The organism is Pseudomonas sp. NFIX28 (genome assembly GCF_900107395.1).
In the GTDB taxonomy this organism is placed as follows: Bacteria; Pseudomonadota; Gammaproteobacteria; order Pseudomonadales; family Pseudomonadaceae; genus Aquipseudomonas.
The window spans coordinates 394,899-412,633 of the sequence record NZ_FNPW01000005.1; the positions used below are offsets into that span (position 1 = coordinate 394,899).

Consider the following 17,735-nt stretch of genomic DNA (forward strand, 5'->3'; position numbering starts at 1 on the left):
CTTGCCAGGCACCGCGGCTTTGCGTGCATCATGGCCGCCACATTGCCCCCGAAAAGCCGAGACCGCTTATGCCTTCACGATTCTGCCTCGCCCTGTTGACCCTGTTGCTGGCCGGCAACGCCTGCGCCGCTCCCGCCGCCCTTGGCCCGCTGCTGGCCACCATCGAAGAACGCCTGGCCATCGCCGACCAGGTGGCCCTGAGCAAGTGGGACAGCCACAAACCGGTGGAAGACCGCCCGCGCGAGCGCGAAGTGATTGCCGGCGCGGTGGCCCAGGCGCCCGCCTACAAACTCGATAGCGCGGCGGTGGAACAGTTCTTTGCCGCGCAGATCGAGGCCAACAAGCTGGTGCAGTACGCCCGGCTGTCCGACTGGACGTTGCAAGGCCAGGCACCGGACACCCCGCGCCCGGACCTGGTGGGGCAGATTCGCCCGCAACTTGATCAGTTACAAAAGCGCCTGTTGCAACAACTGGCCGATTTCAGCCCCCATCGCAACGACCCGCGGTGCCCGCAATGGCTGGCCCAGGCCACCCACGACGGCGACCGCCCGGCACTGCGCCAACTGGCGCTGGTTCGCGCCACCGCCGAGCTTTGTGTGTTCAAAGGTTAAAGCGGCGAACCTGGGCCCGGTCTGCGGCTCTATGCTGAAGGCACTTTCATCATTGAAGTCGCCGACCCAAGCCCCCAGGAAAGCCGCCATGCGTGTGCACTGCCTTTATCTGCTGTTGCTGGCCGCCCTGCCGGCCGCCGCGCAGATCTACCGCTACACCGACAGCCACGGCAATACCGCCTACAGCGACCAACCGCCGGCCGGCGTTTCCAGCCAGGCCGTCGAGCTGGCGCCGCTGAACCGCATCGAGGCGCCCCCGCCGCTCATGCTTCCCGGTGTCGAACCCGCGCAGGCGCCCCCCACCCGCGCATCGGCCTACACCACCCTGCAATTGAGCGGCGTGCCGAACGGCGGCGTGGTGCGCGCCAACAACGGCACCTTCAACGTCGAAGTCCAGCTGCAACCGCCCCTGCGCAACGAGCATCGCCTGCGCCTGCTGCTAGACGGCCAGCCCTATGGCCAACCCGGCAACCAGCCAAGCCTGCAACTGGTGAATATCGATCGCGGCGAGCACCGCCTGGCGGTGCAGGTGCTCGATGGCGAGCGGGTGATCCAGCAAAGCCCGGCGCTGACCTTCACCCTGCAACGGGTTCATCGGCCCTGAGGTTCTGGCGCGCCGAAAGCTGCGCGTACAGGCGCCGCTCATGCTCAAGTAACCAGCGTTTGCGCCAGAGCCCGCCGCCATAACCGGTGAGCGAACCGTCGGAACCTATCACCCGGTGACAGGCAATCACGATGGCGATCTGGTTGGCGCCATTGGCCCGAGCCACGGCCCGCACGGCGGAGGCCGAGCCGATGCTGCTCGCCACCTCGGCATAACTGCGGGTAACGCCTGGAGGTATCGCCCTGAGGGCCTGCCAGACCGTGCGGGTAAAGGCCGAAGCGCTCAGCGCCAGCGGCGTGGCAAAGCTTGCTGACTCACCGGTAAAAAAACGCCGCAACTCGCTCTCGATCTGGTCGATGGGTGCAAAACGCCCAAAGCCGATGGTCGAGCCGGTGTTCTTTTGCAGACGCTTGAGCTCAGTGGCCAGGGCCGGGCGATCGAAGAATTCCAACAGATGCAGGGCCTGCGCATCGGCCACTGCCAGCATCACGCCGATCGGGGTTTGCAGCCAGTCGGCCTTGAGCAGTTCGCGACCGCGCAGGTTCGACGGTGGCTGGCCGAGCAGCCGGGCGAAGGCACTGCGAAAGCCGCTGTCGGAATCGAAACTGGCGCTGATCTGCGCATCGATCACGCTGGCGCCGCCCGCCAGCTGTTGCATGCCCTCGCCGATCCGCCGCAGCCGGGCCATTTCCAGGAAGGTCACGCCAAAGTGGCGCTTGAAAGCCCGGCGCACCGTGGAAGGGTCGAAGCCGAGCTCGATCAGGTCGCCTTCATACCAGCGCTTGTCCGCGTTGCTTTCCAGCAAAGTCAGCAGCTGCTTGACCAGGGGTTCCTGGGCGCCTGTCTGCTCCAGCGGGCGGCAGCGCAAGCAGGCGCGAAAACCAGCCTCGACGCAGGCCTTGATCGAACTGAAGAACACCGTGTTTTCGCGCTTGGGCTTGCGCGCCGCACAGCTCAGCCGACAGAACACCCCCGTGCTCTTGACCCCGACGAAAGCGAACCCGTCATAGGCCGGGTCGCGCTCGAGCAAGGCGCGGTACAGGGTATCGTCGTCGGGCAGTTGAAACAGCAAGGGGGCGTTGTCCATGGCCGTCTCCAGCACCAGGGGGAAATGTCTGTGCACTGTAGAGCAGCGCCACAGCGGATGCCGCCGCAAATCAGGCGTCGATTCGCCAGCGCTACCCCAAGCCCGCGCCACGCTAAACAGCCTGGCCAAAGGACCTGTCGTCGTTCCGGCATCAATAATCCAGGCCAAGGCAGCTTGCAAATCCTGGCCTGCGGGCAGCCGGCTATTCTCTAGCGCAGCCCAGAACAAATCGCACTATATTGGTGCACCAAACTGCACCTGCCTCCATCCGCATCCCATTTTGGTTCGAAAGTACCCAGCGCAGCCGGCAAAACGCTGCGAAAGAGAACTTCATACGTCTGTTTCAGGGCTTGAACGCTTCTTTTCGGAGCCTTGGTTTGGTTTTTGCATTTTCTCCATATCAGCGCGTTATCCGCGCGCGCAATCCGGGATCAGGCCTGGGTTGCCTTGCTTCAAAAGAGGTCAACATTTACCCATGACCATCAGCGACCAATTGCACCGCTTGCTACTCGACAACCTGACCACCGCGACCATCCTGCTCAACGCCGACCTGCGCCTTGAGTACATGAACCCGGCGGCGGAAATGTTGCTGGCCATCAGCGGCCAGCGCAGCCATGGGCAATTCATCAGCGAACTGTTCACCGAATCGGCCGAAGCCTTGAGCTCCCTGCGCCAGGCGGTGGAACAGGCGCATCCGTTCACCAAGCGCGAAGCCATGCTCACCGCGCTGACCGGCCAGACCCTGACCGTGGACTACGCCGTGACGCCGATCCTGAGCAATGGCGACACCCTGCTGTTGCTGGAGGTCCACCCTCGCGACCGCCTGCTGCGGATCACCAAGGAAGAGGCCCAGCTGTCCAAGCAGGAAACCAGCAAGATGCTGGTGCGCGGCCTGGCCCACGAGATCAAGAACCCCCTCGGCGGGATTCGCGGCGCCGCCCAGTTGCTGGCCCGCGAACTGCCGGACGAGAACCTCAAGGACTACACCAACGTCATCATCGAAGAGGCCGACCGCCTGCGGAACCTGGTGGATCGCATGCTCGGCTCCAACAAGCTGCCGTCGCTGGCCATGTGCAACGTGCACGAAGTGCTGGAGCGCGTGAGCAGCCTGGTGGAAGCCGAAAGCCAGGGCTGCATCACTCTGGTGCGGGACTACGACCCAAGCATTCCCGATGTGCTGATCGACCGCGAACAGATGATCCAGGCGGTGCTGAACATCGTGCGCAACGCCATGCAGGCCATCAGCAGCCAGAACGAGCTGCGCCTGGGCCGCATCTGCCTGCGCACCCGCACCATGCGCCAGTTCACCATCGGCCACGTGCGCCACCGCCTGGTGACCAAGATCGAGATCATCGACAACGGCCCGGGCATCCCCGCCGAACTGCAGGAAACCATTTTCTTCCCCATGGTCAGCGGCCGCCCTGACGGCACCGGGCTGGGCCTGGCCATTACCCAGAACATCATCAGCCAGCACCAGGGCCTGATCGAGTGTGACAGCCATCCCGGCCACACCACCTTCTCGATCTTTCTGCCACTGGAACAAGGAGCCCCATCGACATGAGCCGTAGTGAAACCGTGTGGATCGTCGATGACGACCGTTCTATCCGTTGGGTTCTGGAGAAGGCCTTGCAGCAGGAAGGCATGACCACCCAGAGTTTCGATAGCGCCGATGGTGTGATGAGTCGCCTGGCCCGCCAGCAGCCGGACGTGATCATTTCCGACATCCGCATGCCCGGCGCCAGCGGCCTGGATTTGTTGGCGCGGATCCGCGAACAGCACCCGCGCCTGCCGGTGATCATCATGACCGCGCACTCCGACCTGGACAGCGCTGTCGCCTCCTATCAGGGCGGCGCCTTCGAGTACCTGCCCAAGCCGTTCGATGTCGACGAAGCGGTGTCGCTGGTCAAGCGCGCCAACCAGCACGCCCAGGAGCAGCAAGGCCTGGAAGTGATCCCGGCGCTGGCCCGCACCCCGGAAATCATCGGCGAAGCACCGGCGATGCAGGAGGTGTTTCGCGCCATCGGTCGCCTCAGCCACTCCAACATCACCGTGCTGATCAACGGGGAGTCCGGTACCGGTAAAGAGCTGGTGGCCCATGCCCTGCACCGTCACAGCCCGCGGGCGGCCTCGCCGTTCATCGCGCTGAATATGGCGGCGATTCCCAAGGACCTGATGGAATCCGAGCTGTTCGGCCATGAAAAAGGCGCCTTCACCGGCGCGGCCAACCTGCGGCGCGGGCGCTTCGAGCAAGCCGACGGCGGCACCCTGTTCCTCGACGAGATCGGCGACATGCCGGCCGACACCCAGACCCGCCTGCTGCGGGTGCTGGCCGACGGCGAGTTCTACCGGGTCGGCGGGCATACGCCGGTCAAGGTCGATGTGCGGATCATCGCCGCGACCCACCAGAACCTGGAAACCCTGGTGCACGCCGGCAAGTTCCGGGAAGACTTGTTCCACCGCCTGAACGTGATCCGCATTCATATTCCGCGCCTGTCGGACCGTCGCGAAGACATCCCGACCCTGGCCAAGCACTTTCTCAGCCGTGCCGCCCAGGAGCTGGCCGTCGAGCCCAAGCTGCTGAAAAGCGAGACCGAGGAATACCTGAAGAACCTGCCGTGGCCCGGCAACGTGCGCCAGCTGGAGAACACTTGCCGCTGGATCACCGTGATGGCTTCGGGTCGCGAAGTGCATATCAGCGACCTGCCGCCGGAGCTGCTGAGCCTGCCACAGGACTCGGCGCCAGTGACCAACTGGGAGCAGGCGCTGCGCCAATGGGCCGACCAGGCCCTGGCACGCGGCCAGTCGAGCCTGCTGGACAGCGCGGTGCCGAGCTTCGAGCGGATCATGATCGAGACGGCCCTCAAGCACACCGCCGGCCGCCGTCGCGACGCCGCCGTGCTGCTGGGCTGGGGCCGCAACACCCTGACGCGCAAGATCAAAGAGTTGGGGATGAAGGTCGATGGCGGGGATGACGACGACACCGACGAGGGCTGAGCTGTGTACCCCCCTGTAGCCGCTGCCGCAGGCTGCGATAAGGCCGAAGGCCTTCAGCGATCTTGAGATCCTGCGCGCCCTTCGGCAGCGACTACGGCGCAAGACGTTCATGTTGTGCCGGATGACAGGGCCAATCGCGGGCAAGCCTCGCTCCTACAGATGAAGGTGTTCTGTAGGAGCGAGGCTTGCCCGCGAAGCTTTTTGTGCACCGCAATGGTGAGCCTGCACTACCCGAATGCGCGGCTGGACGTGGGATTTTCCTTTGGGCAATCCCGACTTTTCTCGAAAAAAATCTCTGCATAACGGCGAAACCCCCGTAAACCGGGGCTTTGAGCTTTTCTCAAAAAATGGCTTAACCGTTTAAGCCGAAATTGGCACGCCCCCTGCAAAGCAAGTCATCAAGATTGAATGCAATCAGTCACCCGTTTTGGGGACCTTGGTACAGGCAGGCCGAGACTCCCCCTCTTTACACCCGGAACCCATACCGCTCGCAGCGACGGGTTCCACCGTTTAGGGACCCCTGGTACAGGCAGGCCGGGGCTTCCCTCTTTAACACCGGGCTCTCCGCGTTCACAGCGACGAGCCCCACCCGTTTCGGGAACCTTGGTACAGGCAGGCCGGGGATTCCCCTCTTTACACCGGGCCCGACGCGATCGGCGCGGCCCTCACGCTTTTGGGGACCTTGGTACAGGCAGGCCGGGAATCCCCTCTTTTATTCCTCGCGCAGCTGGATCTCCAGGCGCCAGCGCCCGTCGACCTCGCTGCCCGACCACTCGCCGTGCAGCGCCCGTGCTGCGACCACATTCAGCAACAACCCTTTCTCGGTCGACCGCACCCGCCAGTTGGCGTCCTTGTCGTTGATCTTCAACTGGCCCTTCTGCGCTCGCCCCTCGGCCTCGAACAGCAGCGCCACGGCCCCGTCGATGTGCTCGCCATGGACCTTGGGCTCGTTGTTGAACCACACCACCAGCGCATTGGGCTGGACCTGCACTTGCTGCAGCTCGGTGGGGTCCGGCGTGGTGAGGCGACCGATCATCAGCCCGACCATCAAGCCGAATATCGCCAGCGAGCCGAACACCCGCAGCATTAGCTTCGGCCGGACGTCCGCTTCAGGCGTAGAATGCGGCCTGTCTTTTTCTTCGGAGCCGTGCATGTTTCACGTCATCCTTTTTCAACCAGAAATTCCGCCGAATACCGGCAACGTAATCAGGCTGTGCGCCAACAGTGGCTGCCACCTGCATTTGATCGAGCCGCTGGGTTTCGAAATGGACGACAAGCGCCTGCGCCGGGCCGGCCTCGACTACCACGAGTACGCCACCCTGCAGCGCCATGCCGACCTCGCCAGCTGTCTTGAAAGCCTAGGCCATCCGCGCCTGTTCGCCTTCACCACCAAGGGCTCGCGACCTTTCCACGACGCCAGCTTCGCCGAGGGCGATGCCTTCCTGTTCGGCCCGGAAAGCCGCGGCCTGCCCGCCGAGGTGCTGGATGCCCTGCCCGCCGAACAGCGCCTGCGCCTGCCGATGCGCGAAGGCTGCCGCAGCCTGAACCTGTCCAACACCGTGGCGGTGGCCGTCTACGAAGCCTGGCGCCAGCTGGGGTTCAAGTAGGAGCGAAGCTTGCTCGCGATGAACGATAACGCAGTGCTTCGGACGTTTCGCGTCGACCCCTTCGCGGGCACGCCTCGCTCCTACCCGAATGTTTTGCCCGAGCATGAAAAAAGCGCCTTTAACGGCGCTTTTTTCATGCTCGGGCAAAGCGCTTACTGAACGCTGCCTTCACCGGCTGCCTGCAGGCGTTGCAGCTCTTGCGCGTACAGCGCGTCGAAGTTCACCGGAGCCAGCATCAGGGCCGGGAACGAACCGCGGGTCACCAGGCTGTCCAGCGCTTCGCGAGCGTACGGGAACAGGATGTTCGGGCAGAACGCGCCCAGGGTGTGGCTCATCGAAGCGTCGTCCAGGTTCTTGATCAGGAAGATACCGGCCTGTTGCACTTCGGCGATGAACGCCACTTCGTCGCCATTCTTCACGGTGACCGACAGGGTCAGCACGACTTCGTGGAAACCCTCTTCCAGGGCTTTCTGACGAGTGTTCAGGTCCAGGCCGACGCTCGGCTCCCACTGCTGGCGGAAGATCGCCGGGCTTTTCGGAGCTTCGAAAGACAGGTCACGTACATAGATACGCTGCAGCGAGAATTGCGGTGCGGATTCGTCTTCGGTCGCAGCGGTGTTCTGTTGGTCAGTCATCTCAGATCCTTCTTGATCTCGGGTCATGTAGGGTTTGCTGAACTTGGGTGGTCAGTCAGGCCGCGAGCAGCGCGTCGAGCTTGCCGGCGCGCTCCAGGGCGAACAAATCGTCACAACCGCCCACATGGGTGCTGCCGATCCAGATCTGCGGCACGGACGTACGCCCGGCCTTCTGGGCCATTTCGGCGCGAACCTGCGGCTTGCCGTCGACCTTGATCTCTTCGAAGGCTACGCCTTTGTTCTCGAGCAGGTACTTGGCCCGCGAGCAGTAGGGGCAGTAATCGCTGGAATAGACGACGACGTTAGCCATATCACTTCACCAGCGGCAGGTTGTCGGCTTTCCAGCTGCCAACGCCGCCGGACAGCTTGGCGGCGGTGAAGCCGGATTTCATCAGCTCGCGGGCGTGGGTGCCGGCGTGCTGACCCAGGGCGTCGACCAGGATAATGGTCTTGGCCTTGTGCTTTTCCAGCTCGCCCACGCGGGCGGCCAGTTTGTCCTGGGGAATGTTCAACGCGCCGACGATGTGGCCCGCGGCGAAGTCCTTGGTCGGACGGATATCGATCACCACGCCCTGCTCGCTGTTGACCAGCGCGGTCAGTTCACGGGTGCTGAGGCTGCGGCCGCCGCGGCTCAGTTCGTGAGCGATCAACAGAGCCAGCAAGATGACGAAGGCGCCGACGAGCAAATAGTGTTCAGTGGCGAATTGAATCAGGTGAGCAACCATCAAGGAGGTTCCAGGGCGTTAAAATGTCGGCCAGTATACACAGCCCTCCGGGCCGGCCAAACCCCGCCCGGCGGTGACGCCACCGGAACTTCTCTTTAAACTGCCACTCCCTTTTTCCAACTTCTCCCAATCCAGCCACGAGTGGAATCTATGACTACCACGCCTAAACCTTTGGTCCTGATGATTCTGGATGGCTTCGGTCACAGCGAGAGCCAGGAGTCCAACGCTATCTATGCGGCCAAGAAGCCGGTCCTCGACCGCCTGTACGCCAGCGTGCCGCATGGCCTGATCTCGGGTTCGGGCATGGATGTCGGCCTGCCGGACGGCCAGATGGGCAACTCCGAGGTCGGCCACATGAACCTCGGCGCCGGCCGTGTGGTGTACCAGGACTTCACCCGTGTCACCAAGGCCATCCGCGACGGCGAGTTCTTCGAGAACCCGACCATCTGCGCCGCCGTGGATAAAGCCGTGGCCGCCGGCAAGGCCGTGCACATCCTCGGCCTGCTGTCCGATGGCGGCGTGCACAGCCACCAGGACCATCTGGTGGCCATGGCCGAACTGGCGTTCAAGCGCGGCGCCGAGAAGATCTACCTGCATGCCTTCCTCGACGGTCGCGACACCCCGCCAAAAAGCGCTGCCTCGTCGATCGAACTGCTGGATGAAACCTTCAAGACCCTGGGCAAGGGCCGCATCGCCAGCCTGATCGGCCGTTACTTCGCCATGGACCGCGACAACCGCTGGGACCGCGTGGCCCAGGCCTACAACCTGATCGTCGACGGCAATGGCGAATTCAACGCCGCCACCGCCCAGGAAGGCCTGCAAGCGGCCTATGAACGTGGCGAAAGCGACGAATTCGTCAAGGCCACCACCCTCGGCGAGCCGGTGAAGGTCGAAGACGGCGACGCTGTGGTGTTCATGAACTTCCGCGCCGACCGCGCCCGCGAGCTGAGCCGGGTGTTCGTCGAAGACGATTTCAAGGAATTCGAACGCGCCCGCCAGCCGAAACTGGCCGGCTTCGTCATGCTGACCCAATACGCGGCGAGCATTCCGGCCCCTGCGGCCTTTGCCCCGGGCAGCCTGGAAAACGTGCTGGGCGATTACCTGGCGAAAAACGGCAAGACCCAGCTGCGCATCGCCGAAACCGAGAAATACGCCCACGTGACGTTCTTCTTCTCCGGCGGCCGCGAAGAGCCGTTCCCGGGTGAAGAACGCATCCTGATCCCGTCGCCGAAAGTCGCCACCTACGACCTGCAGCCGGAAATGAGCGCGCCGGAAGTCACCGACCGGATCGTCGACGCCATCGAAAACCAGCGCTACGACGTGATCGTGGTCAACTACGCCAACGGCGACATGGTCGGCCACAGCGGCGTGTTCGACGCCGCGGTCAAGGCCGTTGAGTGCCTGGACCAGTGTGTCGGCCGGATCGTCGAGGCCCTGGAAAAGGTCGGCGGCGAAGCCCTGATCACTGCCGACCACGGCAACGTCGAGCAGATGTCCGACGCCTCCACCGGCCAGGCCCACACCGCCCATACCAGCGAGCCGGTTCCCTTCATCTATGTGGGCAAGCGCAACCTGAAAGTCCGCGACGGCGGCGTGCTGGCTGACGTGGCGCCCACCATGCTCAAGCTGCTGGGCCTGCCGCAGCCTGCGGAAATGACTGGCACTTCAATACTGGTCTGATATCAAAAAGGCCCAATAATTGGCCGGAAACGGCTTTTTATGACGAACGCCTCAAAGCAGTTGGCTTTGAGGCGTTTTTTTTGCAGCGAGGGGCGGGCATACTAGGCCGTCCCTTTCCCTGGTGTCGCCCGCCTCTATGCTTCGCGCCCTGATTACCCTTGCTCTGATCTGCCTGCTCCAACCGGCCTTCGCCGACGAGCGCGCGCAAACCCAACAACAGTTGGACGCTACGCGTCAGGACATTGCCGAGCTGAAGAAGCTGCTGGGCAAGTTGCAGGAAGAAAAGTCCGGCGTGCAGAAAGACCTGCGCGGCACCGAAACCGAGATGGGCAAGCTGGAAAAACAGGTCGAGGCCCTGCAAAAAGAGCTGAAGAAAAGCGAATCCGAGCTGCAGCGGCTCGATGAGGAGAAAAAAAAACTCCAGAGCGCGCGCATTGAACAGCAACGACTGATCGCCATCCAGGCCCGCGCGGCCTACCAGAACGGCCGCCAGGAGTACCTCAAGCTGCTGCTCAACCAGCAGAACCCGGAAAAATTCGCCCGCACCCTGACCTATTACGACTACCTGAGCCAGGCCCGCCTGGAACAACTGAAGAATTTCAACGAGACCCTGCGCCAGCTGGCCAATGTCGAGAAGGAAATCTCCCTGCAGCAAGCCCAGCTGCTGGTGCAGAAAAGCAGCCTCGACACTCAGCGTGAAGAGCTCGACAAGGTCCGCAAGGAGCGCCAGCTGGCCCTGGCCAAGCTCAATGACGACGTGAAGGCCCGTGGCGACAAGCTCAAGGCCCGCGAGCAGGACCAGGCCGACCTGGGCAAGGTGCTCAAAACCATCGAGGAAACCCTGGCCCGCCAGGCCCGGGAGGCGGAGCAAGCGCGGCAGAAAGCGCTGCTCGCCCAGCAGGAAGCCGAAAAAAAGCGTTTGCGTGAGGCCCAGGCCGATGCCGACGACAGCCCGCGCAAGCCGCCCCGAGCGACGCCCGGCCCCTTGGTTTCCAGCGCAGGCGCCTCCTATGGAGGCCCTTTTGCTTCATCCCGGGGAAAACTTCCATGGCCGGTTGATGGTCGACTGCTGGCGCGCTTCGGCGAAAGCCGCGGCGACGATGCCCGGACCAAGTGGGACGGGGTGATGATCAGCGCCTCGGCCGGCAGCCAGGTGCATGCCGTCCATGGCGGCCGCGTCGTGTTCGCCGACTGGCTGCGCGGCGCCGGCCTGCTGGTGATCCTCGACCATGGCAACGGCTATTTGAGCCTCTACGGGCACAACCAGACGCTGCTTAAAGAAGCGGGCGATATCGTCAAGGCCGGCGAATCCATCTCCACTGTGGGTAGCAGTGGCGGACAGGGCGCGCCTGCACTGTACTTCGCTATTCGCCAGCAGGGTCGCCCAAGCGACCCGGCACAATGGTGCCGCGCACAAGGATAAGTGCGCCATCTCATTCAGGAGTTCGTTCGACATGCTGCATTTGTCCCGCCTCACCTCGCTGGCCCTGACGATCGCTCTGGTGATCGGTGCGCCCCTGGCGTTTGCCGCCGAAACCGCCCAATCGACAGCCGCCACGACCACCAAGGCGCCACTGCCGCTCGAAGAGTTGCGCACCTTCGCCGAGGTCATGGACCGGATCAAGGCCGCTTATGTCGAACCCGTCGACGACAAGACCCTGCTGGAAAACGCGATCAAGGGCATGCTCAGCAACCTCGACCCGCATTCGGCCTACCTTGGCCCTGAAGACTTCGCCGAGCTGCAGGAAAGCACCAGCGGCGAATTCGGCGGCCTGGGCATCGAAGTCGGCGCCGAGGACGGCATCATCAAGGTGGTGTCGCCGATCGACGATACCCCGGCGTCCCGGGCCGGCATCCAGGCCGGCGACCTGATCGTCAAGATCAACGGCCAGCCGACCCGCGGCCAGAGCATGACCGAAGCCGTGGACAAGATGCGCGGCAAGATCGGCCAGAAAATCACCCTGACCCTGGTACGTGACGGCGGTGCGCCGTTCGACGTGACCCTGGCCCGCGCCATCATCCAGGTGAAAAGCGTGAAGAGCCAGCTGCTGGAGTCGGGCTACGGCTATATCCGCATCACCCAGTTCCAGGTCAAGACCGGCGAAGAAGTGTCCAAAGCCCTGGCCAAGCTGCGCAAGGACAACGGCAAGAAGCTCAACGGCATCGTCCTCGACCTGCGCAACAACCCGGGCGGCGTATTGCAGGCGGCGGTGGAAGTGGTCGACCACTTCATCACCAAGGGCCTGATCGTCTACACCAAGGGCCGCATCGCCAACTCCGAGCTGCGCTTCTCCGCCACCGGCAAGGACGAAAGCGAAGCGGTACCAATGGTGGTGCTGATCAACGGCGGCAGCGCCTCGGCTTCGGAGATCGTCGCCGGCGCCCTGCAGGACCAGAAACGCGCCGTGGTGATGGGCACGCCAAGCTTCGGCAAGGGCTCGGTGCAAACCGTGCTGCCGCTGAACAACGACCGCGCGCTGAAGATCACCACCGCGCTGTACTTCACGCCGAACGGCCGCTCGATCCAGGCCCAGGGCATCGTGCCGGACATCGAGGTGCGTCGCGCCAAGATCACCAGCGAAGCGCAGGACAATGAATACTTCAAGGAAGCCGACCTGCAAGGCCACCTGGGCAATGGCAATGGCGGCGCCGACAAGCCGACTGCTTCCGGCAGCAAGCCCAAGCCGATGCCGCAGGACGACGATTACCAGCTGGCCCAGGCCCTCAGCCTGCTCAAGGGCCTGAGCATCACCCGCAGCAAGTGATGGAACCCATCGCGAGCAAGCCCGCCGCCTCCTCCGCAGGAGCGAAGCTTGCTCGCGATAGCCTCATCATGGCCGCCACACCCCGCCAAGGCTTTACCCGAACCCTATGTTGCAAATCCCCATGACCAAACGCCAACCCCATTCAAGGTGGCTGTCGGGGCTCATGGCCGGGCTCCTGTGCCTTCTCCCCTGCACCTCGCCCCAGGCCGCCGAGCCCGCTCCGCGCAAGGCCTACCTGAGCCTGATCATCGACGACCTGGGGCAGAACCTGCCGCGCGATCGCCGCGTGCTGGCCCTGCCGGGCCCGGTGACCACGGCGATCATGCCCGACACGCCGCACGCCACCGAGTTCGCCCGCGAAGCCCACCGCGCCGGCAAGATCGTCATCCTGCACATGCCCATGGACCCGGCCACCGGGCCCTTCGCCTGGCACCCCGAGCTGCCCGTCGCAGAGCTGCAAAAGCGCCTCGACGCCGCCTTCAAGGCCGTGCCCTACACCAGCGGCATCAATAACCACATGGGCAGCCGCATGACCTCCCAGCCCCAGGCCATGGCCTGGCTGATGGCGGAGTTGCAGCGCCGCCACAAGTTCTTTGTCGACAGCCGCACCAGCGCCAGGACCGTGGCCGCCGCCGAGGCCCAGAAGATCGGCCTGGCCAGCGTATCCCGCGATGTGTTCCTCGACGACGAACGCACCGAAGAGGCCATCAGCCATCAATTGCAGACCGCGATCGACCTGGCGCGCAAGCAGGGCTCGGCGGTGATGATCGGCCATCCCTACCCGCAGACCCTGGCCGTGCTCGAGCGCGAACTGCCCAGGCTCAAGGCCCAGGGCATCGACTGGATCGATATCAAGTTGATGATCAGCGTGCGCAGCAACAGGGCCATGGCTGGGCACGGCAAGGATGGGGTTTACCGCTGAGGTTGGGTGGCGTCGGGCTGGACGCATCGCGGGCAAGCCTCGCTCCTACATGGCGCGATTGCCACAAACGCCCTGAATCCGTAGGAGCGAGGCTTGCCCGCGATACTCAACTGCACTTTGCCTACAGATAACGCCCCATGATTTCTTCCACCAGCCCTTCCTGGCGCAGCTGATCCAGCGCGGCTTGCAGCTGGACGACGGTCTCGTCCGGCACCTCTTTGTTCAGCGCCAGGTACAGCTGGGCACTGTGAAAGCGCAGCACGGTCTTGAGCCCGGTCACGCCCTCCTGCCGGGCCAGATAGCGCCCGGCGGGGTCGCCGGTGGCCCACAGGTCGATCTGGCCGCCGACCAGCTTCCTGGCGTTGTCCTGGTCCCTCAACACCACCAGCGGCTTGAGCCCTTGCTTGGCCAGGGTCTCGGCGATGGCGTCGCCCTTGTAGGCGCCGATCCGGTAGTTGCGCGCCTGCTCCAGCGATTGCAGGGCGATCTTGCTGTCGCCCCGGGCCAGCATGATCCAGTCATCCGGGCCGATGGGGCCGACCCATTTGAACAGCGCTTCGCGCTCCGGCAGCCGCGCCATGACAAACACGCCATAGCCGGGCTGTTCCAGGGCCAGCTTGTAGATGCGCTCCCAGGGAAAGCGCAGGGTCAGGCTGTAATTGATCCCGGCACGCTTGAACATTTCGCGGACGATATCCACGGCAATGCCGTGGATATTCTCGCCCTGGGCGAAGTTCTTGCCATTGGTGGCCATGTTGTAGGGAGGGAAGTTTTCCGTCAGCAGCACCAGGGAGGTGCCGGATGTTTGCGCTGCGCGAGCGCCTGCGGCGAAGAATACCGAAGCGCTGACAAGAACAAGAAAAAGACGTTTGAACATGACGGGCTACCGGAATCCATGGCGTGCCCAAGAGTGCCGCGAGCCCGCCATGCTGTCCAGTGGCTAGGCTCCGTACGCAAGCTCGCCCGGTGGCGACCAGGCGATTTACGTACAAGGCCTAGCGCACGACGATGCCGCGATGCGCCATATAAGCCTTGGCTTCGGGAACGGTGTATTCGCCGAAGTGGAAAATGCTCGCTGCCAGCACCGCACTGGCGTGGCCTTCGAGGATGCCGTCGGCCAGGTGCTGCAGGTTGCCGACGCCGCCCGACGCAATCACCGGAATGCCCAGGGCATCGCTGATGGCGCGGGTCACGCCCAGGTCGAAACCGTTTTTCATGCCGTCCTGATCCATGCTGGTCAGCAGGATTTCGCCGGCGCCCAGGCCTTCCATCTTCTTCGCCCACTCCACCGCGTCCAGCCCGGTAGGCTTGCGCCCGCCGTGGGTGAAGATCTCCCAGCGCGGGGTTTCGCCCGGCGCGGAAACCTTCTTCGCATCGATGGCGACGACGATGCATTGCGAGCCGAAATGCTGCGCCGCTTCGCCGACGAATTCCGGGTTGAACACCGCCGCGGTGTTGATCGAGACCTTGTCCGCGCCGGCATTGAGCAGGTTGCGGATGTCTTGCACGGTGCGCACGCCACCGCCGACGGTCAGCGGGATGAACACCTGGCTGGCCATGCGCTCGACGGTATGCAGCGTGGTGTCGCGGCCATCGACGCTGGCGGTGATGTCGAGAAAGGTAATTTCGTCCGCGCCCTGCTCGTCATAGCGACGGGCGATTTCCACCGGGTCGCCGGCATCGCGGATGTTCTCGAACTTGACACCCTTGACCACCCGGCCGTTGTCCACGTCCAGGCAAGGGATGATGCGTTTAGCCAGCGCCATGGTGAGTCCTCAGCCTTGGTACGAATCGCAGAAGGCTTGCGCCTCGGCGACATCGAGGGTGCCTTCGTAGATCGCCCGGCCGGTGATCGCGCCGATGATCCCCGGGGCCTTGGCATCCAGCAGGGCCTTGATGTCGCCCAGGTTGTGGATACCGCCGGAAGCGATCACCGGGATCTTGGTGGCAGCGGCCAGGGCAGCGGTGAAGGGCACGTTGCAGCCCTGCATCATGCCGTCTTTGGCGATGTCGGTATAAACGATGGCGGACACGCCGTCGGCTTCGAAGCGCTTGGCCAGGTCGATGACCTGCACGCTACTGACCTCGGCCCAGCCGTCGGTGGCGACGAAGCCGTCCTTGGCGTCGAGGCCGACGATTACTTTGCCCGGGAAGGCGCGGCAGGCCTCGGCGACGAATTCGGGTTCCTTCACCGCCTTGGTGCCGATAATCACGTAGCTCACGCCGGCCTTGACGTAGTGCTCGATGGTTTCCAGCGAGCGGATGCCGCCACCGATCTGGATCGGCAGGTTCGGGTAGCGCTTGGCGATGGCGGTGACCACTTCGCCATTGACCGGCTGGCCTTCGAAGGCGCCGTTCAGGTCGACCAGATGCAGACGGCGGCAACCGCCCTCCACCCACTTGGCAGCCATGCTCACCGGGTCATCGGAGAACACCGTGGAATCTTCCATGCGGCCTTGGCGCAGACGTACACAGGCACCGTCTTTGAGATCGATAGCGGGGATAATCAGCATCTGGCAAACCTTCAAATTCGATTGTTCAGCTTCACTCGGGAATCAGTTTTTCTCGAGCGCCCACAAGTCGCTTTCGATGCTTTCAAACCGCTCTTTGAGGTGGGTCTGCACATCGAAAATCGCCCTGTTGTAATAGTGCGGAGCAATTTCGCGGGTAAACAGTTCAAGAATCTCGGCCGCCTCGAACGAGCCCAGGTCGAGCTCGAAGCGATCTTCCATGAAACGCTGGATCTTCTGATTGGCCTCACTTTCCTGCTCGGGCGTGAGGCTCAGGATCGGCGGTTTGGACTTCTTGATAGCCATTTACCAGCGACCGTCCCACGCCGCGAAGTTCTGCAGCAGTTGCAGGCCGTGGGTATGGCTTTTTTCCGGGTGGAACTGCACGGCAAAGCGCGAACCTTCAGCCAGCGCCGCGGCGAAATCGACGCCGTAGTGACCGCCACCGACCACCTGCCGCGCGTTGCCGGCGGCGATGTAGTAGCTGTGCACGAAGTAGAAGCGCGCCAGGTCCGGGATGTCGTGCCACAGCGGGTGGCTGACCTTCTGCTGCACTTCGTTCCAGCCCATGTGCGGGACTTTCAGGTGCTCGCCGTCTTCATGCAGGTCCTTGCCGAAGAACTTCACCTGGCCGGGAAACAGGCCGATGCAGTCGACGCCGTCGTTCTCTTCGCTGCGGTCGAGCAAGGCTTGCATGCCCACGCAGATGCCGAGGAATGGACGGTCCTGACTGACTTCACGCACCAGCGCGTCGAAGCCCAGGCGACGGATCTCCGCCATGCAGTCGCGAATCGCGCCGACACCGGGAAATACCACCCGGTCGGCTTCGCGAATCACAGCGGCATCGCTGGTGATCAAAACCTTGCCGGCGCCGACGTGCTCGAGGGCCTTGGCCACCGAGTGCAGGTTGCCCATGCCGTAATCGATAACCGCGACCGTCTGCATTACAGCACGCCCTTGGTCGAAGGCATCTGCCCGGCCATGCGGTCATCCAGCTCCACGGCCATGCGCAGGGCGCGGCCGAAAGCCTTGAACACGGTTTCGATCTGGTGGTGGGTGTTGTGCCCGCGCAGGTTGTCGATGTGCAGGGTGACGTTGGCGTGGTTGACGAAGCCCTGGAAGAATTCCTGGAACAGGTCGACATCGAAGCCGCCCACGGTGGCGCGGGTGTAAGGCACGTGCATCTGCAGGCCGGGACGGCCGGAGAAGTCGATCACCACGCGCGACAGCGCTTCATCGAGCGGCACGTAGGCGTGGCCGTAGCGGCGGATGCCCTTCTTGTCGCCGATGGCTTTGGTGAAGGCCTGGCCCAGGGTGATACCGACATCCTCCACGGTGTGGTGGTCGTCGATATGCAAGTCGCCTTTGCTTTCGATATCCAGGTCGATCAGCCCGTGACGGGCGATCTGGTCCAGCATGTGCTCAAGGAAGGGAACCCCGATATCGAATCGGGCCTTTCCGGTGCCATCCAGGTTGATCGAGGCTTTGATCTGGGTTTCCAGAGTGTCGCGCTCGACGGACGCCTTACGTTCGGCCATCACCAGCTCCGCAAAATCATTGGGCGAAAAAGGCGAACATTATAGGCCGGACGGCGG

20 protein-coding genes are annotated in these 17,735 nt (G+C 63.5%); 9 read left to right on the forward strand and 11 right to left on the reverse strand.

The genetic code is table 11. From position 1 onward, the window contains the following. Window positions 1-68 precede the first annotated feature (68 nt). Entirely contained in the window at window positions 69-611 is a 543-nt protein-coding gene (locus BLV20_RS12845) for a chorismate mutase (RefSeq protein ID WP_092301935.1), read from the forward strand. Window positions 612-699: 88 nt separating this feature from the next. Then, on the forward strand, window positions 700-1,215 hold the full coding sequence (locus BLV20_RS12850; protein WP_092301939.1) for a DUF4124 domain-containing protein: 516 nt from the start codon (window positions 700-702) through the stop codon (window positions 1,213-1,215). On the opposite strand, the gene BLV20_RS12855 is transcribed toward BLV20_RS12850, so the two are convergent. Next, window positions 1,187-2,302 (reverse strand): bifunctional transcriptional activator/DNA repair enzyme AdaA, encoded by a 1,116-nt coding sequence (locus BLV20_RS12855; RefSeq protein ID WP_092301942.1) that lies wholly within the window; start codon window positions 2,300-2,302, stop codon window positions 1,187-1,189. The genes BLV20_RS12850 and BLV20_RS12855 overlap by 29 nt on opposite strands. A gap of 475 nt (window positions 2,303-2,777) precedes the next feature. Here BLV20_RS12855 and glnL point away from each other — a divergent pair, with 475 nt between their 5' ends. Beyond that, window positions 2,778-3,863 carry a nitrogen regulation protein NR(II) gene (gene glnL, locus BLV20_RS12860; protein WP_009046535.1) on the forward strand — a complete coding sequence of 362 codons (1,086 nt, stop codon included), beginning with the start codon at window positions 2,778-2,780 and terminating at the stop codon, window positions 3,861-3,863. Then, on the forward strand, window positions 3,860-5,296 hold the full coding sequence (gene ntrC / locus BLV20_RS12865) for a nitrogen regulation protein NR(I) (protein ID WP_092301945.1): 1,437 nt from the start codon (window positions 3,860-3,862) through the stop codon (window positions 5,294-5,296). Before glnL ends, ntrC begins: the two co-directional genes overlap by 4 nt. A 712-nt stretch (window positions 5,297-6,008) precedes the next feature. Here ntrC and BLV20_RS12870 read toward each other — a convergent pair. Beyond that, entirely contained in the window at window positions 6,009-6,449 is a 441-nt protein-coding gene (locus tag BLV20_RS12870; RefSeq protein WP_092301948.1) for a hypothetical protein, read from the reverse strand. On the opposite strand from BLV20_RS12870, the gene trmL reads away from it, so the two are divergent. After that, window positions 6,448-6,903, forward strand: coding sequence for a tRNA (uridine(34)/cytosine(34)/5-carboxymethylaminomethyluridine(34)-2'-O)-methyltransferase TrmL (gene trmL / locus BLV20_RS12875; RefSeq protein WP_007930832.1), 456 nt, complete (start codon window positions 6,448-6,450; stop codon window positions 6,901-6,903). The two genes, BLV20_RS12870 and trmL, sit on opposite strands and share 2 nt — an antisense overlap. 152 nt (window positions 6,904-7,055) lie before the next feature. On the opposite strand, the gene secB is transcribed toward trmL, so the two are convergent. Genes secB through BLV20_RS12890 form a run of 3 tightly spaced genes read right to left on the reverse strand, consistent with a single transcriptional unit; the run spans window position 7,056 to window position 8,263 of the window. Beyond that, window positions 7,056-7,538 carry a protein-export chaperone SecB gene (gene secB / locus BLV20_RS12880; protein ID WP_092301951.1) on the reverse strand — a complete coding sequence of 161 codons (483 nt, stop codon included), beginning with the start codon at window positions 7,536-7,538 and terminating at the stop codon, window positions 7,056-7,058. A 55-nt stretch (window positions 7,539-7,593) separates the two neighbouring features. Next, window positions 7,594-7,848, reverse strand: a complete 255-nt coding sequence (gene grxC / locus BLV20_RS12885) for a glutaredoxin 3 (RefSeq protein ID WP_092301954.1) — start codon at window positions 7,846-7,848, stop codon at window positions 7,594-7,596. 1 nt (window position 7,849) lies between these two features. Continuing rightward, window positions 7,850-8,263, reverse strand: coding sequence for a rhodanese-like domain-containing protein (locus tag BLV20_RS12890; protein ID WP_007930821.1), 414 nt, complete (start codon window positions 8,261-8,263; stop codon window positions 7,850-7,852). Window positions 8,264-8,413: 150 nt separating this feature from the next. On the opposite strand from BLV20_RS12890, the gene gpmI reads away from it, so the two are divergent. The 4 genes from gpmI to BLV20_RS12910 all read left to right on the forward strand — a co-directional run bounded on the left by gpmI (window position 8,414) and on the right by BLV20_RS12910 (window position 13,630). Further along, on the forward strand, window positions 8,414-9,943 hold the full coding sequence (gpmI, locus tag BLV20_RS12895; RefSeq protein ID WP_092301957.1) for a 2,3-bisphosphoglycerate-independent phosphoglycerate mutase: 1,530 nt from the start codon (window positions 8,414-8,416) through the stop codon (window positions 9,941-9,943). A 136-nt stretch (window positions 9,944-10,079) separates the two neighbouring features. Next, window positions 10,080-11,366 (forward strand): murein hydrolase activator EnvC family protein, encoded by a 1,287-nt coding sequence (locus BLV20_RS12900; protein ID WP_092301960.1) that lies wholly within the window; start codon window positions 10,080-10,082, stop codon window positions 11,364-11,366. 31 nt (window positions 11,367-11,397) lie between these two features. After that, entirely contained in the window at window positions 11,398-12,708 is a 1,311-nt protein-coding gene (locus BLV20_RS12905) for a S41 family peptidase (RefSeq protein WP_092301963.1), read from the forward strand. 163 nt (window positions 12,709-12,871) lie between these two features. Further along, window positions 12,872-13,630 (forward strand): divergent polysaccharide deacetylase family protein, encoded by a 759-nt coding sequence (locus tag BLV20_RS12910; RefSeq protein WP_092301966.1) that lies wholly within the window; start codon window positions 12,872-12,874, stop codon window positions 13,628-13,630. A 121-nt stretch (window positions 13,631-13,751) separates the two neighbouring features. Here BLV20_RS12910 and BLV20_RS12915 read toward each other — a convergent pair whose 3' ends face one another. The 6 genes from BLV20_RS12915 to hisB all read right to left on the reverse strand — a co-directional run bounded on the left by BLV20_RS12915 (window position 13,752) and on the right by hisB (window position 17,678). Further along, entirely contained in the window at window positions 13,752-14,507 is a 756-nt protein-coding gene (locus BLV20_RS12915; protein ID WP_092301970.1) for a substrate-binding periplasmic protein, read from the reverse strand. Between the two features lie 118 nt (window positions 14,508-14,625). Then, entirely contained in the window at window positions 14,626-15,396 is a 771-nt protein-coding gene (gene hisF, locus BLV20_RS12920; protein ID WP_092301973.1) for an imidazole glycerol phosphate synthase subunit HisF, read from the reverse strand. A 9-nt stretch (window positions 15,397-15,405) separates the two neighbouring features. Beyond that, the gene (hisA, locus tag BLV20_RS12925; protein WP_007921811.1) at window positions 15,406-16,143 is read right to left on the reverse strand and encodes a 1-(5-phosphoribosyl)-5-[(5-phosphoribosylamino)methylideneamino]imidazole-4-carboxamide isomerase; all 738 of its coding nucleotides are present in this window, start codon (window positions 16,141-16,143) and stop codon (window positions 15,406-15,408) included. Between the two features lie 42 nt (window positions 16,144-16,185). Then, entirely contained in the window at window positions 16,186-16,446 is a 261-nt protein-coding gene (locus BLV20_RS12930; RefSeq protein WP_092301976.1) for a DUF2164 domain-containing protein, read from the reverse strand. Beyond that, window positions 16,447-17,085 carry an imidazole glycerol phosphate synthase subunit HisH gene (hisH, locus tag BLV20_RS12935; protein ID WP_092301979.1) on the reverse strand — a complete coding sequence of 213 codons (639 nt, stop codon included), beginning with the start codon at window positions 17,083-17,085 and terminating at the stop codon, window positions 16,447-16,449. Continuing rightward, the gene (hisB, locus tag BLV20_RS12940; RefSeq protein WP_007921806.1) at window positions 17,085-17,678 is read right to left on the reverse strand and encodes an imidazoleglycerol-phosphate dehydratase HisB; all 594 of its coding nucleotides are present in this window, start codon (window positions 17,676-17,678) and stop codon (window positions 17,085-17,087) included. The genes hisH and hisB overlap by 1 nt, the downstream gene beginning before the upstream one ends. Window positions 17,679-17,735: the final 57 nt, after the last annotated feature.

Bases quoted from the DNA above. Each gene is read 5' to 3' on its own strand.
- hisH (WP_092301979.1), bottom strand. From the start codon at position 17,085: ATGCAGACGGTCGCGGTTATCGATTACGGCATGGGCAACCTGCACTCG.
- BLV20_RS12900 (WP_092301960.1), top strand. From the start codon at position 10,080: ATGCTTCGCGCCCTGATTACCCTTGCTCTGATCTGCCTGCTCCAACCG.
- BLV20_RS12855 (WP_092301942.1), bottom strand. From the start codon at position 2,302: ATGGACAACGCCCCCTTGCTGTTTCAACTGCCCGACGACGATACCCTG.
- ntrC (WP_092301945.1), top strand. From the start codon at position 3,860: ATGAGCCGTAGTGAAACCGTGTGGATCGTCGATGACGACCGTTCTATC.
- hisA (WP_007921811.1), bottom strand. From the start codon at position 16,143: ATGCTGATTATCCCCGCTATCGATCTCAAAGACGGTGCCTGTGTACGT.
- grxC (WP_092301954.1), bottom strand. From the start codon at position 7,848: ATGGCTAACGTCGTCGTCTATTCCAGCGATTACTGCCCCTACTGCTCG.
- secB (WP_092301951.1), bottom strand. From the start codon at position 7,538: ATGACTGACCAACAGAACACCGCTGCGACCGAAGACGAATCCGCACCG.
- trmL (WP_007930832.1), top strand. From the start codon at position 6,448: ATGTTTCACGTCATCCTTTTTCAACCAGAAATTCCGCCGAATACCGGC.
- glnL (WP_009046535.1), top strand. From the start codon at position 2,778: ATGACCATCAGCGACCAATTGCACCGCTTGCTACTCGACAACCTGACC.
- BLV20_RS12845 (WP_092301935.1), top strand. From the start codon at position 69: ATGCCTTCACGATTCTGCCTCGCCCTGTTGACCCTGTTGCTGGCCGGC.
- BLV20_RS12915 (WP_092301970.1), bottom strand. From the start codon at position 14,507: ATGTTCAAACGTCTTTTTCTTGTTCTTGTCAGCGCTTCGGTATTCTTC.
- BLV20_RS12890 (WP_007930821.1), bottom strand. From the start codon at position 8,263: ATGGTTGCTCACCTGATTCAATTCGCCACTGAACACTATTTGCTCGTC.
- hisF (WP_092301973.1), bottom strand. From the start codon at position 15,396: ATGGCGCTGGCTAAACGCATCATCCCTTGCCTGGACGTGGACAACGGC.
- gpmI (WP_092301957.1), top strand. From the start codon at position 8,414: ATGACTACCACGCCTAAACCTTTGGTCCTGATGATTCTGGATGGCTTC.
- hisB (WP_007921806.1), bottom strand. From the start codon at position 17,678: ATGGCCGAACGTAAGGCGTCCGTCGAGCGCGACACTCTGGAAACCCAG.
- BLV20_RS12930 (WP_092301976.1), bottom strand. From the start codon at position 16,446: ATGGCTATCAAGAAGTCCAAACCGCCGATCCTGAGCCTCACGCCCGAG.
- BLV20_RS12850 (WP_092301939.1), top strand. From the start codon at position 700: ATGCGTGTGCACTGCCTTTATCTGCTGTTGCTGGCCGCCCTGCCGGCC.
- BLV20_RS12910 (WP_092301966.1), top strand. From the start codon at position 12,872: ATGGCCGGGCTCCTGTGCCTTCTCCCCTGCACCTCGCCCCAGGCCGCC.
- BLV20_RS12905 (WP_092301963.1), top strand. From the start codon at position 11,398: ATGCTGCATTTGTCCCGCCTCACCTCGCTGGCCCTGACGATCGCTCTG.
- BLV20_RS12870 (WP_092301948.1), bottom strand. From the start codon at position 6,449: ATGCACGGCTCCGAAGAAAAAGACAGGCCGCATTCTACGCCTGAAGCG.